The 14,013-nt window shown below is 62.1% G+C and carries 11 protein-coding genes and 1 riboswitch; of the genes, 6 read left to right on the top strand and 5 right to left on the bottom strand.

The genetic code is table 11. The features are described 5' to 3' along the window. Window positions 1-124 precede the first annotated feature (124 nt). From msbA to AB4O25_RS21060, 3 genes are all read left to right on the top strand, one after another. Entirely contained in the window at window positions 125-1,930 is a 1,806-nt protein-coding gene (msbA, locus tag AB4O25_RS21050; protein ID WP_017526459.1) for a lipid A export permease/ATP-binding protein MsbA, read from the top strand. A 127-nt stretch (window positions 1,931-2,057) separates the two neighbouring features. Next, the gene (gene hldE / locus AB4O25_RS21055) at window positions 2,058-3,482 is read left to right on the top strand and encodes a bifunctional D-glycero-beta-D-manno-heptose-7-phosphate kinase/D-glycero-beta-D-manno-heptose 1-phosphate adenylyltransferase HldE (protein ID WP_017526458.1); all 1,425 of its coding nucleotides are present in this window, start codon (window positions 2,058-2,060) and stop codon (window positions 3,480-3,482) included. Beyond that, a complete protein-coding gene (locus AB4O25_RS21060; protein ID WP_017526457.1) occupies window positions 3,475-4,410 on the top strand; it encodes an NAD-dependent epimerase/dehydratase family protein in 936 nt (311 codons plus the stop codon). The genes hldE and AB4O25_RS21060 overlap by 8 nt, the downstream gene beginning before the upstream one ends. Window positions 4,411-4,457: 47 nt before the next feature. Here the strand turns inward: AB4O25_RS21060 and AB4O25_RS21065 are convergent, their stop codons facing one another. From AB4O25_RS21065 to AB4O25_RS21080, 4 genes are read right to left on the bottom strand one after another with little or no spacing between them, the layout of a single operon-like run. Then, window positions 4,458-5,417: a hypothetical protein gene (locus AB4O25_RS21065; RefSeq protein ID WP_017526456.1), complete on the bottom strand. Its 960-nt coding sequence runs from the start codon at window positions 5,415-5,417 to the stop codon at window positions 4,458-4,460. Between the two features lie 41 nt (window positions 5,418-5,458). Continuing rightward, on the bottom strand, window positions 5,459-6,271 hold the full coding sequence (locus AB4O25_RS21070; RefSeq protein ID WP_137220164.1) for an aldo/keto reductase: 813 nt from the start codon (window positions 6,269-6,271) through the stop codon (window positions 5,459-5,461). Next, on the bottom strand, window positions 6,268-7,437 hold the full coding sequence (locus AB4O25_RS21075) for an FAD-dependent oxidoreductase (RefSeq protein ID WP_116079001.1): 1,170 nt from the start codon (window positions 7,435-7,437) through the stop codon (window positions 6,268-6,270). The genes AB4O25_RS21070 and AB4O25_RS21075 overlap by 4 nt, the downstream gene beginning before the upstream one ends. Before the next feature lie 54 nt (window positions 7,438-7,491). After that, on the bottom strand, window positions 7,492-7,827 hold the full coding sequence (locus tag AB4O25_RS21080; protein WP_065879455.1) for a DMT family transporter: 336 nt from the start codon (window positions 7,825-7,827) through the stop codon (window positions 7,492-7,494). Between the two features lie 103 nt (window positions 7,828-7,930). Here AB4O25_RS21080 and AB4O25_RS21085 point away from each other — a divergent pair, with 103 nt between their 5' ends. Both AB4O25_RS21085 and waaA read left to right on the top strand, forming a co-directional pair. Further along, window positions 7,931-8,821 (top strand): LysR family transcriptional regulator, encoded by an 891-nt coding sequence (locus tag AB4O25_RS21085; RefSeq protein ID WP_409835867.1) that lies wholly within the window; start codon window positions 7,931-7,933, stop codon window positions 8,819-8,821. Window positions 8,822-8,844: 23 nt separating this feature from the next. Continuing rightward, window positions 8,845-10,122: a lipid IV(A) 3-deoxy-D-manno-octulosonic acid transferase gene (waaA, locus tag AB4O25_RS21090; RefSeq protein WP_460149950.1), complete on the top strand. Its 1,278-nt coding sequence runs from the start codon at window positions 8,845-8,847 to the stop codon at window positions 10,120-10,122. Between the two features lie 56 nt (window positions 10,123-10,178). Here the strand turns inward: waaA and AB4O25_RS21095 are convergent, their stop codons facing one another. Then, window positions 10,179-11,618 carry a TolC family outer membrane protein gene (locus AB4O25_RS21095; RefSeq protein ID WP_460149951.1) on the bottom strand — a complete coding sequence of 480 codons (1,440 nt, stop codon included), beginning with the start codon at window positions 11,616-11,618 and terminating at the stop codon, window positions 10,179-10,181. A gap of 192 nt (window positions 11,619-11,810) precedes the next feature. Further along, a riboswitch (TPP riboswitch) is annotated at window positions 11,811-11,916 on the top strand. 148 nt (window positions 11,917-12,064) lie between these two features. Between AB4O25_RS21095 and thiC the strand changes: the two genes are divergently transcribed. Next, window positions 12,065-13,954, top strand: coding sequence for a phosphomethylpyrimidine synthase ThiC (thiC, locus tag AB4O25_RS21100; RefSeq protein ID WP_460149952.1), 1,890 nt, complete (start codon window positions 12,065-12,067; stop codon window positions 13,952-13,954). Window positions 13,955-14,013: the final 59 nt, after the last annotated feature.

Raw genomic sequence — 14,013 nt, forward strand, 5'->3', positions numbered from 1 at the left:
TCTTAAGGTGGTGGCTATATAATGTCGCCGGTCGCATCCAACCAGGCTGTGGGGTCAAGCCGGGTGCAAGTACAACAGAGAAGCTGTGCTAAAGTCAGCATCCTTTTCAAAAACGCCGCGTGATATGACCGACTCCAGTCCGAGCGCAAGCCCTTCGAGCTTGAAAATATACTTCCGCCTGCTCAGTTACGTTAAGCCCTATGCCGGCTTGTTCGCGCTGAGTATCGTTGGATTTCTGATTTTCGCGTCGACCCAGCCTATGCTGGGTTACATCCTCAAATATTTCGTGGATGGCCTTTCCAATCCGCAAGCCGTGCTGTTCCCGAACGTGCCGTACCTGCGGGACCTTCAGTTGCTGCAGGCGGTACCGCTGCTGATCATTCTGATCGCGGCCTGGCAGGGCCTGGGTTCGTTCCTGGGCAACTACCTGCTGGCCAAGGTTTCCCTGGGCCTGGTCCACGACCTGCGTGTGCAGTTGTTCAATAATTTGTTGACCTTGCCCAACCGCTACTTTGACAACCACAACTCCGGGCACCTGATTTCGCGTATCACCTTCAACGTGACTATGGTCACGGGGGCGGCCACTGATGCGATCAAGGTGGTGATCCGTGAAGGCATGACGGTGATCTTCCTGTTTGCCTCGTTGCTCTACATGAACTGGCGATTGACGCTGGTGATGATCGCCATCCTGCCGTTGATCGCGGTCATGGTCAGCACCGCCAGCAAAAAATTCCGCAAGCAGAGCAAGAAGATCCAGGCGGCGATGGGTGATGTCACGCACGTTGCGTCGGAAACCATTCAGGGCTACCGCGTGGTGCGCAGTTTTGGCGGTGAGGTCTATGAGGAGAAGCGCTTCCTCAAGGCCAGCCAAAGCAATACCGACAAGCAGCTGCGCATGACCCGCACCGGCGCCATCTACACGCCGGCGCTGCAACTGGTGATCTACACCGCAATGGCCGTGTTGATGTTCCTGGTGCTTTACCTGCGTGGCGATGCCTCCGCCGGTGACATGGTGGCCTACATCACGCTGGCCGGCTTGTTGCCCAAGCCGATTCGCCAATTGTCGGAAGTCAGCTCGACTATCCAGAAGGGCGTGGCAGGGGCCGAGAGCATTTTTGAGCAGTTGGACGAGGAGATGGAGGTCGATCGCGGCACCATCGAGCGCGATAAAGTCAGCGGCCGCCTGGAAGTGCGTCACCTGAACTTCACCTATCCTGGCACCGAACGCCATGTGCTCAAGGACATCAGCTTTACCGCCGAGCCCGGACAGATGATCGCCCTGGTCGGACGTTCCGGCAGCGGCAAGTCGACCCTGGCCAGCCTCATCCCGCGTTTCTACCATCATGAAAGCGGCGAGATCCTGCTCGATGGCGTCGAGATCGAGGACTACAAGCTGCTCAACCTGCGCAAGCACATTGCCCAGGTGACCCAGCATGTGACCCTGTTCAGCGACACCGTGACCAACAACATCGCCTATGGCGATTTGGCGGGCGCACCGCGCGAGGACGTTGAAGCGGCGGCGGCGGATGCAAATGCCAAGGACTTCATCGACCAGTTGCCCAAAGGCTTCGACACGCAGGTGGGCGAAAACGGCGTGCTCCTGTCCGGCGGCCAGCGCCAGCGTCTGGCGATCGCCCGGGCCTTGCTCAAGAATGCGCCGCTGCTGATTCTCGATGAGGCCACCTCGGCGCTGGACACCGAGTCCGAGCGGCACATCCAGGTGGCGCTGGACAAGGTCATGCAGGGCCGCACCACGCTGGTGATTGCGCATCGCTTGTCCACCATCGAGAAAGCCGACCTGATCCTGGTGATGGACGATGGGCGGATTGTCGAGCGTGGCACCCATCGCGAGCTGCTGGCACAAAATGGCTATTACGCTCGCCTGCACGCCATGGGCCTGGATGCGCCAGTGTCGGCGGATATCACCTGAACCTGAGGTGAGGCGGGCAATCCGCCTCACCTGTGGCTCCTGCAACATCTTCTTCACACCCCCCACAAGCCTTCTGTAACCCTGTGCTAATATCGCGCCCCTGTTCATTTTGTATGTGGGTTGCTCCATGAAGTTGTCCATGCCGCGATTCGATCAAGCCCCTGTCTTGGTGGTCGGCGATGTCATGCTCGACCGTTACTGGCATGGTGGTACCTCACGGATTTCCCCTGAGGCACCGGTACCGGTAGTCAAGGTCGAGCAAATCGAAGACCGTCCAGGTGGCGCTGCCAACGTTGCCCTCAATATTGCCGCCCTCGGCGCCCCGGCCTCCCTGGTGGGAGTGACCGGCGACGACGAAGCCGCCGACAGCCTGGCCAACAGCCTGCGCGGTGCTGGCGTGCGTGCGCTGTTCCAGCGCATCGCCCATCAGCCGACCATCGTCAAGCTGCGGGTCATGAGCCGTCACCAGCAATTGCTGCGTATCGATTTCGAAGAACCCTTCGCCACCGACGCATTGGCCCTCAGCGGCCAAGTCGACGAACTGCTCGAAGGCATCAAGGTGCTGGTGCTGTCCGACTACGGCAAAGGCGCGTTGAAGAACCACCAGGCGTTGATCCAGGCCGCCAAGGCCAAGGGCATTCCGGTATTGGCCGATCCCAAGGGCAAGGACTTCTCGATTTATCGAGGCGCCAGCCTGATCACGCCAAACCTCAGCGAGTTCGAAGCCATCGTCGGCGGTTGCGCCGATGAGCACGAACTGGTGAGCAAAGGCGCCGCGCTGATGGCCGATCTCGACCTGGGGGCCTTGCTGGTGACCCGTGGCGAGCACGGCATGACCCTGCTGCGCCCCGGCCACCCGGCCATGCACCTGCCGGCGCGGGCGCGTGAAGTGTTCGACGTCACCGGTGCCGGTGACACGGTGATTTCCACCCTGGCCGCGTCCATCGCGGCCGGCGAAGAACTGCCCCACGCCGTGGCCCTGGCCAACCTGGCGGCGGGCATCGTGGTCGGCAAACTGGGTACTGCTGCCATCAGCGCGCCTGAGCTGCGCCGCGCTATCCAGCGTTCCGAGGGTTCGGAGCGCGGTGTGTTGACCATCGAGCAATTGCTGCTGGCGATTGACGATGCGCGTGCGCATAACGAAAGCATTGTGTTCACCAATGGCTGCTTCGACATCCTGCACGCAGGCCACGTGACCTACCTTGAGCAGGCGCGTGCCCAAGGCGATCGCCTGATCGTCGCGGTCAACGACGACGCTTCGGTCAGCCGCTTGAAAGGTCCGGGCCGTCCGATCAACAGTGTCGACCGACGCATGGCCGTGCTGGCCGGGCTGGGCGCGGTGGACTGGGTGATCAGCTTCCCTGAAGCGACCCCGGAAAACCTGCTGGCCCAGGTCAAGCCCGACGTGCTGGTCAAGGGCGGCGACTACTCCGTCGACCAGGTGGTCGGCGCCGATATCGTCAGCGCCTACGGTGGTACGGTCAAAGTGCTGGGCCTGGTTGAGAACAGCTCGACCACGGCGATTGTCGAGAAGATCCGCAGCAATGACTAAGGCTGATCCACGGGTTCTGATTACCGGCGGCGCGGGCTTTATTGGCTCGCACCTGGTCGATGCGCTGCTTGCCAAGGGCTACGCCGTGCGTGTGCTGGACAACCTGTCCACGGGCAAGCGCGGCAATCTGGCGTTGGACAACCCGCGTGTCGAGCTGATCGAAGGTGATGTGGCCGATGCCGAGCTGATGGCGCGCGCCGCTGTCGGCGCGATGGCGGTGGTGCACCTGGCGGCGGTGGCGTCGGTACAGGCTTCGGTGGATGACCCGGTCAGCACGCACCAAAGCAATTTCGTCGGCACCTTGAACGTCTGCGAAGCCATGCGCAAAGCGGGCGTCAAGCGCGTGGTGTATGCCTCCAGCGCTGCGGTGTACGGCAATAACGGCGAAGGTGCTTCAATCAATGAAGAGACCACCAAGGCACCGTTGACGCCCTATGCCGTGGACAAGCTGGCCGGCGAGCACTACTTCGATTTCTACCGTCGCCAGCATGGTCTGGAGCCGGTGATTTTCCGCTTCTTCAATATCTTCGGGCCGCGCCAGGACCCGTCCTCGCCGTACTCCGGCGTGATTAGTATCTTCAGCGAACGTGCCCAGCAGGGCTTGCCGATTGCCGTGTTTGGCGATGGCGAGCAGACCCGTGACTTCATGTACGTGGAAGACCTGGTGGACGTACTGGTGCAGGCCATCGAAGCGCCGGACGCGCCGTTGGGCGCGATCAACGTAGGCTGGAACCGCACCACCACGCTCAAGCAAGTGCTGCAGGCATTGGAAGAAGCAGTGGGCTCGCTGCCTGCCGTGACCTACGGGCCTGCGCGTTCGGGGGACATTCGGCATTCGCGGGCGAATAACCAGCGGTTGCTGGCCAACTTCACATTGCCGCAGCCAACACCGTTAAAGGTGGGGCTGCAGCGCCTGCTTAACGGCTAACCGCGATCTCAATGTGGCAGGGGGCAACCCCTGCCACATGTGAGTATTTAGCCTTTGGCCTTTTTCTTCGGCACGATCTTACGCAGCACGCGCCGCGCCAATCCCTTCAACTTCGATTCTTTCTCCGGCTCCGCCAGGCCTTGCTGCCTCAGCCAATCCTTCCAGCGAATGCGTTCTTCACGCACCAGCCATCCCTCTTGCCGGGCGAAACTTTCTGCCAGGTACAAACCCCGTGTACTGGCCGGGTACAACTGGTCTTTCTTGACGGTATAAAGCTCCGGAAGCGGCTGGCCATCTTTGAGCGGCATCAGGTACAAATCCGGCCGCTTGCGATCAAGGCGTGCGACCAATTGGTCGCCCTCCAAGCGCTCATCCACATGGAACAGGCTCAGGGACTTGGCTTCCTTCGGCACTTCCAGGCGCAGGTCGTAAATCAGTTGCAGCGACGCCGTGGGCAAATGCACATAGGCCCGAGGACGTTCAATCAGTTGGGTGGTTGCGCAACGCACCGGGCGGGCGGCGCCAGACAGCGGGCTCAAGCGAAAGGGCAGCGCTTCGCGGTAATGCAGCGCGGCGGAGTAGGGCGCGGGTAGCCACGTGTCATTGAAGCGCCCGCCGAGCCAGCCTTCAGGTGTTTCCAGCAGGCACTCCTCGGCAATTTCCTGGATGGCCGTGTGCAGTGGCAGGTTCAGTTCATGGGCCGGGACGTAGCCGGAGATCAGCTTGAGCACCACATCGCCACGGTCTTGGCGGCGTTGGCGCACCAGCACCCAATAATCGCGATTTTGCCAATGCAGGGTCAGTCGCACCGACACGCCGAGGTTCGCCAGTTCGACGGCGAAGCGCTCGGCGTCTGGCACGTCGACCGGCTTGCGCCGTTGCAGGGTCTGGGCGAAATTGAGCGGCATGCCCACGCTTTGGTAGCTCAGGCCTTCGGGGGTGGCTTCGACGTGCAGCGGCAGTGTTTTAAAGTTGCTCGGGTTTTTTCTAATGAGCGTTCGCGGCATGTCGGCTCCTTTGTGCGACTGGGTCGGCCGCGTCGGCGGCATCAGAGTTGACGAATGACCTTGGCGGCGGTTGCCACGTTATGGGCCAGGTGCAGCGGGTTGATGGTCCCGACAATAGCACTGGCAACGCCCGTGTGCGCAAACAACAGCATGAAACTGGCGTGTATTGGATCCATTCCAGGTTCCAGGCAGACATGGCCGCTGGCCAGCGCCTTTTTGACCAGGATTCCCTTGCCGTGGGCCGCCGCATAGTCAATGACGGCTTCCTCGGCCTGTTCGTTCAAATTGTAGGTGACCATCGCGCAGTCGCCCTGTTCCAGAGCCTTAACGCCGCCTTCGACGGTTTTGCCGGAGAAGCCGAAACCACGAATCTTGCCCTCAAGTTTCAACTGCGCCAGGGTCTGGTAAACCTCGCAGTCGTTGAGGATGTGCAGGTCGTTGCCGTCGGAATGCACGAGCACCAGGTCGATAAAATCCGTTTCCAGGCGTTTCAAGCTGCGCTCGATCGACAGGCGCGTATGGGCCGCGCTGAAATCGTGGCGGGACACGCCGTTGTCGAACTCTTCGCCGACCTTGCTGACGATTACCCAGTCTTTGCGCTGGCCACGCAACAGCGGCCCGAGGCGTTCTTCGCTGCGCCCATAGGCGGGCGCGGTGTCGATCAGGTTGATGCCCAGTTGGTGTGCCTGGCGCAGCAACATCCGCGCTTCGTCGTCATCCGGGATCTGGAAACCGTTGGGGTACTTCACCCCTTGGTCGCGGCCCAGCTTGACGGTGCCCAGGCCGAGTGGCGATACCAGCAGGCCGGTGCTGCCCAGGGGGCGATGCAGGTCGTGCAGGGTGGGCAGGCTCATGGCAACAGATGCTCCCAGGCCGGTACGCCGACGCTGGGTTTTGGCAGGTCGGGCAGCGGCGCCGATGCGCTCGGGCGGATACCGTCACGTTCGAGGCTGTTGATCACCCGGTCGGCGAAGTCCGGCGCCAGGGCCAGTTTGGTCGGCCAGCCGACCAGCAGGCGGTCGTTTTCGGCCACGAAGGCGTTGTCGGGGCGGCTCAGGCCCGACTGCAGCGGTTCGGCCCGTTCGACGCGCAGGGTGGCCCACTGGGTGTGGCTCATGTCGATCCACGGCAGCAGTTGCGCCAGTTCTTTTTGCGCGGTGACGATTTGTTCTTCGGGGGTACGGGCCACACCGTCGGCTTCGGCAATATCGCCGCCGATGTACCACACCCAGTTGCCATCGGCCGCGGGGTGAGTGGTGACGGTGAGGCGCGGCTTGGTGCCGCCCCCCAGGCAATGCGCGTACAGCGGCTTCAGGCCCGGCCCTTTGGCGATGATCATGTGCAATGGGCGGGTTTGCATGGCCGGCTGGCTCAGGCCAAGGGCGGCGAGTAAATCAGCGGTACCGCCGCCGGCGCTCAGCACGATGCGTTGGGCGCGGATCTCACGGCCATCGACCCTCAAGCCCACCAGGGTCTCGCCGTCGCGCAGCGGTTCGATGTGTTGCCCGGCGAGCAGACCGTCACCGGCCAATTGCGCCAGGCGGTTGATCACGCTGGGCACATCCACCACCAACTCCGACAGGCGATACACCTTGCCCTTGAAACGGCGGTCTTGCAGCGCCGGCGGCAAGTCGTCGCCCTTGACCTGGTCGACTCGGCCGCGCACGGCCTTGCTCGCGAAGAAGCTGGTGAGGTTGCCGGCGAGCGTGCCAGGCGACCACAGGTAATGAGCCTGGGAGAGCACGCGCACGCCGGACAGGTCCAGCTCGCCGGTGCCGGCCAGGGCTTCGCGCCAGCGGCGCGGCATATCGGCAATGGCTTCGGAGGCGCCGGTGAGGGCGCCGTGCAGGGCGTATTTCGCGCCGCCGTGAATAATCCCCTGGGACTTCACGCTTTGTCCGCCACCCAAGGTGGCGCTTTCAACCACCACCGTGGAAAAGCCCTGGCGGCGCAGGCGCGCGTTCAGCCAAAGGCCGGCAACCCCAGCGCCGACAATCAGAACGTCGGTGGAAATAGACATGCGCGCGGGACCTCTGGCGTAGAAAAAGGGACGCTAGTATAGCGCGCTGCTTTTCTAGTGCCCGGCGGTTTTCGAGAACAGCTGAATCACCACCACGCCCAGCACAATCAGGCCCATCCCCAGCATCGCCGGCACGTCGAGCTTTTGCCCGTAGATAAACAGCGCCGCAACACTGACCAGCACGATGCCCATCCCTGCCCACACTGCGTAGGCCACGCCCACCGGCACGGTACGGACCACCAGCGTGAGCATCCAGAAGGCCACGCCGTAGCCGACGATCACCAGCAGCAAGGGGATGGGCGTGCTCCAGCCTTTGATGGCTTTCATGGAAACGGTGGCGATCACTTCCGAGCAAATGGCAATGGCCAGGTAGTAGTAAGCGATGTTCATGGCGTTGGTCCTCAGTGTTGGGCGCTTTGATATGGCCGCTATTCTAGGGGTTGTTCAGATGCGGTAAAGTCATTACCTATCCGATTTAGAGATGGGTTGTGCCATGAGCGTGCAGTGGAATCTGGAACAGATGCGCTTGTTTGTGAGTGTCGCCGAGCAACGTTCGTTTTCGGCGGTCGCGCGCGGGCAGCGCAAGGCTCAATCGGCGGTGAGCAATGGGATTGCGTTGCTGGAGGCCGACTTGGGCGTGAGCCTGTTTGAACGCAGCAGCGGCCGTCAGCCCCGTCTGACCGAAGCCGGCGCGGTGCTGCTCGAAGAAGCCAGGGAAGTGTTGCGTCAATGCGAGCGCCTCAACGGCCGCGCGCTGTCGCTGATGCGCGGCGAAGAAGCGCGTCTGCGCCTGGCCCAGGACGAGGCGATGCTGTACCAGCCTGTGCTCGACAGCCTGGATGCCCTGGCCGGGAAATTTCCGAACCTGGAAGTACAGCTTTCCAGCGCTGCTCAAGGTGACGTCGCACGCAAGTTGGTCGAGCGCAAGGCGGACCTGGGCCTGTTGTTCTATCACGACCAGATCCCCGAAGCGCTGGAGCGCCGGGTGGTGGGCAGTGTTGAAATGGTCACCGTCTGTGGGCGCAATCACCCCTTGGCGACGCAGGGCTTCGTGGACTGCCAGCGCCTGGCGCAGTTTCGGCAGTTACTGATGTCGACCCAGACCAGTGTGTATCCCGGCAGCGAGGCCGCCAGCCCGCAGGTGTGGCGGGCCGACAGCTTCTACGTGCTCGCCGAATGGTTGATCCGCGGCCTGGGCTGGGCCTGGTTGCCCCGGCATGTGGTGCAATACCCGGCCTACCAAAACCAGATGGTCGAACTCGACAGCGAATGGACCCCGCCAGCCCTGGTGGTCGAGTTGGTGTGGCGCCGTGACGAACCCTTGGGCCCTGCCGCACAGTTTCTTGCCGAACGTTTTGCCGAGTGCCTGCGGGCGATAGATTGAAAAAGCCGATAAACTCCGCCGCCATGAATAGAACTCTCTACAGCTGTCTGTTTTACTTGGCGCTGCCGTTGGTGGCTTTACGTCTATGGCTGCGTGCGCGCAAGGCGCCGGCCTATGCCAGGCGCGTGGGCGAGCGGTTTTCGTACGGCTTGCCGGCGATGAAGGCCGGAGGGATCTGGGTGCATGCGGTATCGGTGGGCGAAAGCATCGCGGCGGCGCCGATGATTCGTGAGCTGCTGGCGCGTTATCCACAGCTGCCGATCACCGTCACCTGCATGACGCCCACCGGTTCCGAGCGTATCCAGGCCTTGTTCGCCAACGAGTCGCGCATCCAGCACTGCTATTTGCCGTATGACCTGCCGTGCGCGGCCAAGCGTTTTCTCGACCGTGTGCAGCCCACGCTCGCGGTGATCATGGAAACCGAACTGTGGCCCAACCACATCCATGCCTGCGCCATGCGCGGTATTCCGGTGGCGCTGGCCAATGCGCGGCTGTCGGCGCGTTCGGCCAAGGGGTATGGGCGGTTTGCCAGGCTGACGGCGCCGATGCTGGCGCAAATGAGCTGGTTCGCCGTGCAGACGCAGGCCGAGGCCCAGCGTTTCCTGAGCCTTGGGGCCCGGCCGGAAACCGTGGAAGTCACCGGCTCGATCAAGTTCGACCTGACCATCGACCCGCAGTTGCTCGCGCGTGCGGCCGCCCTGCGTGAACAATGGGGCGCCAGCGAGCGCCCGGTGTGGATCGCCGCCAGTACTCACGAAGGTGAAGATGAAGTGGTGTTGGCGGCACATCGTCAATTGCTCGCCAGCTATCCGAATGCCCTGTTGATTCTTGTGCCGCGTCACCAGGAACGCTTTGGCCCGATGTTCGACTTGTGCGAGCAGCAAGGCTTTGCCACGGTGCGCCGTTCCACCGGTGAGCCGGTGAGCGCAAACACTGCGGTGTTGCTCGGCGATACGATGGGCGAACTGCTGTTTCTATACGCCTTGGCCGACAGCGCTTTTGTCGGCGGCAGCCTGGTTGCGACGGGCGGGCACAACCCGCTGGAGCCGGCGGCCCTGGCTAAGCCTGTGATCATGGGGCCACATGTATTCAATTTCCTGGAAATCACCGCAATGCTGCGTGAAGCGGGAGCGCTGCGAGAGGTTGATGACGCTGAAGGACTCGCTGAAGCCGTGCGCCAGTTGTTCGAACTGCCGCAGGACGCGCGCAAGATGGCGCAGGCGGGGCTGAAGGTGATGCAGGCGAACCAGGGCGCGCTGAAGCGTTTGCTGGATGGGTTGGGCAGACTGCTAAGTCGCTGACATGTTCAACATGTGGGAGGGGGCAAGCCCCATCCCACATTTGTTTTGTGTTGTGGTCAGTAGCCCGGGCGAGCCTTGAGCTGCTCGGCGGCGGCTTTGGCCAGGTCCGGCGGCAGGAAATCCTTGTCCGGGTTGTAGTCGGCCTTGAGGTAGCGCGCCAGGTCCTGCAAGTCACCTGGGTTCAACGTCCCCGCCGCCTGCTTCAAGCGCAGGTTATCGAGGATGTAGTCGTAGCGGCTGTTGTTGTAATTGCGCACCGACGCGTACAGCTGGCGCTGGGAGTCGAGTACGTCCACGATATTGCGCGTGCCCACCTGGTAACCGATTTCCGTGGCTTCCACGGCGCTCTGGTTGGAGATGATCGACTGGCGGCGCGCCTGTACCTGTTCCACATCGGTGTTCACCGCGCGGTGCAGGTTGCGGGTGTTTTCAACGACCTGGCGGCGCAGGCCTTCGCGCTGCTGCTCGGTCTGGTCCAGGCGCGAGTAGGACTCACGCACTTGTGAGCTGGTCAGGCCGCCGCTGTACAGCGGGATACTCAAGCGCAGCCCGATGGTGCGTTGCTCGACGTCGCCCCGGTACGGCGTGCCGAAGGCGTTCGGGTTGCTGAAACCGAGGGCGTCGTTATCACCTTTTTCATACTGTGCCACCGCGTCCAGGGTGGGGGCGTGGCCGGCCTTGCGCTGCTTGAGGGTTTCTTCGGCGGCGGTGACGGCGTAATTGCTGGCGAGCAGGTTCAGGTTCTGGCGGCCGGCGGTGTCGACCCAGGCCTTGGCGTCGTTGGGCAGCGGCGGCAACACCGGCAGCGTATGGACAATGCCCTGGATCGAGTTGTATTGGCGGTTGGTCAGCGTGATCAGTGCTTCAAAGGCGTCTTCGACCTGGCGCTGGGCGAGGATGCGGTTGGCCCGGGCGGTGTCGTAGCTGGCTTGGGATTGCAGCACGTCGGTCTTGTCCGACAGGCCCACATCGAAGCGCTCGTTGGATTGGTCCAACTGGCGCTTGAACGCATTTTCTTCGGCTTTGGTGGACGCCAGGTTGTCCTGGGCGCGCAGCACGGCGAAGTAGTTTTCGGCGCTTTGCAGAATCAGGTTCTGTTCGGTGGCTGACAGTTGCAGCGCGGCCTGTTCGTTGACGGCTTCGGCGGCTTGCAACTGGAACCAGCGGTCGGCGCGGAACAGCGGCTGGCTCAGGGTGGCGCGCCACGAATGGGCATCCCGGTTGGCGGTAGCTGCGGGGGTGTCGATCTGGGTGCGGACATTGTTGATATCGGCACCGGCCGACAGGTTTGGCAGCAACCCGGCACGGGCCTGGGGTATCACTTCCTTTTGTGCGCCGTACTGCGCGCGGGCGGCGGCCAGGTCGGCGTTGTTATCCACCGCTTCCTGATACACGCTGACCAGGTCGGTTTTGGCGGACAAGGGCGCTTCAACTGCCCAGACCATCGTGTTGGTTGCACAAGACACGGCAACAGCCAGTGAAAGTTTGCGCAGCATGAGGCGATCCCTGATTAATATTACGGCTATAATTTATCGGCCAAGGCTACGGCGACTCTTCCAGAGCGTCAAGCCTTAAGCCGTAGCCGAGTGTAGTGGCGGTTCCACGGCTCAACAATCTGCAATCACGCCATTCATCACGCTGAATGCACCGCCATTGGCAATTTGCCCACGCCATGGTCTAGACTGGCCGCGTTCTTGTCGGGGTGCCTTGTTGGAAGGCTGAGATCGGTAAATACCGGATCCCGTTGAACCTGATCAGGTTAGCGCCTGCGTAGGGAACAAGATTTCTCGTCACCCGGCGAGTCCTCTTGTGCTTCGTCCGGGATGCTGTTCGACAATCGAACAGTCCTCTGTATTGAGCACAGCACTGCTTGCAGTGCGTCCATCCGTCACAGGTTCGCTCCGACAAAAATCCACCGCCTGGATAAGTTGGAGAGCCCGTGATGACGACAACACTAAAAAATACCGTGCACCTGAGTGAATCGGCCAAGGTCGACTCCGGCTCCGTGCAACCGTTTACCCGTTCGCAAAAAATCTACGTGCAGGGCACTCGCCCGGACATTCGTGTGCCGATGCGCGAAATCAGCCTGGACGTGACCCCCACCGATTTCGGCGGTGAAATCAACGCCCCCGTCACTGTGTACGACACCTCTGGCCCCTACACCGACCCCAACGTGATCATCGACGTGCGCAAAGGCCTGGCCGACGTGCGCTCACCCTGGATCGAAGTGCGCGGCGACACCGAGCGCCTGCCTGGCCTCACGTCGCACTTCGGCCAGCAACGCCTGAGCGATGCCGAATTGACCGCCCTGCGTTTCGCCCATGTGAAAAACCCGCGCCGCGCCAAGGCCGGCGCCAATGTCACTCAGATGCATTACGCGCGCAAAGGCATCATCACCGCCGAGATGGAATACGTCGCCATCCGCGAAAACATGAAGCTCGAAGAGGCCCGCGCCAGCGGCCTGCTTGACCAGCAACACGCCGGCCACAGCTTCGGCGCCAGCGTGCCGAAGATCATCACGCCAGAATTCGTGCGCGAAGAAATCGCCCGCGGCCGTGCGATCATTCCGGCCAACATCAACCACACCGAACTGGAGCCGATGATCATCGGCCGTAACTTCCTGGTGAAGATCAACGGCAACATCGGCAACAGCGCCCTGGGTTCGTCCATCGAAGAAGAAGTGGCGAAACTCACCTGGGGCATTCGCTGGGGTTCGGACACGGTGATGGACCTGTCCACCGGCAAGCACATCCATGAAACCCGCGAGTGGATCATCCGTAACTCGCCGGTGCCGATCGGTACCGTGCCGATCTACCAGGCCCTGGAAAAAGTCGGCGGTGCCGCCGAAGACCTGACCTGGGAGCTGTTACGCGACACCCTGATCGAACAGGCCGAGCAGGGCGTCGACTATTTCACCATCCACGCCGGCGTGCTGCTGCGCTACGTGCCGCTGACCGCCAAGCGCGTCACCGGCATCGTCTCCCGTGGCGGTTCGATCATGGCCAAGTGGTGCCTGGCGCACCACAAGGAGAACTTCACCTACACGCATTTCGACGAAATCTGCGAAATCATGAAGGCCTATGACGTCAGCTTCTCCCTCGGCGACGGCCTGCGCCCCGGCTCGATTGCCGACGCCAACGATGCCGCGCAATTCGGCGAGCTGGAAACCCTCGGCGAGCTGACCAAGACCGCCTGGAAGCACGACGTGCAAACCATGATCGAAGGCCCGGGCCACGTGCCGATGCAGTTGATCAAGGAGAACATGGACAAGCAGCTTGAATGCTGCGACGAGGCGCCGTTCTACACCCTTGGCCCTTTGACCACCGACATCGCGCCCGGCTACGACCACATCACCTCCGGCATCGGTGCGGCGATGATCGGCTGGTTCGGCTGCGCCATGCTCTGCTACGTCACGCCCAAGGAACACCTGGGCCTGCCGAACAAGGATGACGTGAAGACCGGGATCATCACCTACAAAATCGCCGCGCATGCCGCCGACCTTGCCAAAGGCCACCCAGGCGCGCAGATCCGCGACAACGCCTTGAGCAAGGCGCGTTTCGAGTTCCGCTGGGAGGACCAGTTCAACCTCGGCCTGGACCCGGACACCGCGCGTTCCTATCACGATGAAACCCTGCCGAAAGACTCGGCCAAGGTCGCGCATTTCTGCTCGATGTGCGGGCCGAAGTTCTGCTCGATGAAAATCACCCAGGAAGTGCGGGAATACGCCGCCAACCAGCGCATTGATGCGGTGGACGTGGACGTGGCCAAGGGTTTGGCGGAGCAGGCGCAGCGGTTCAAGCAGGAAGGTAGTCAGTTGTACAAAAAGGTCTGATCAAAGATTGGAGGTGCTGGTACTGGCCTCATCGGGGGCTTGCCCCCGATAGCAATCTC

It is taken from the genome of Pseudomonas sp. S3_A03 (genome assembly GCF_054668275.1).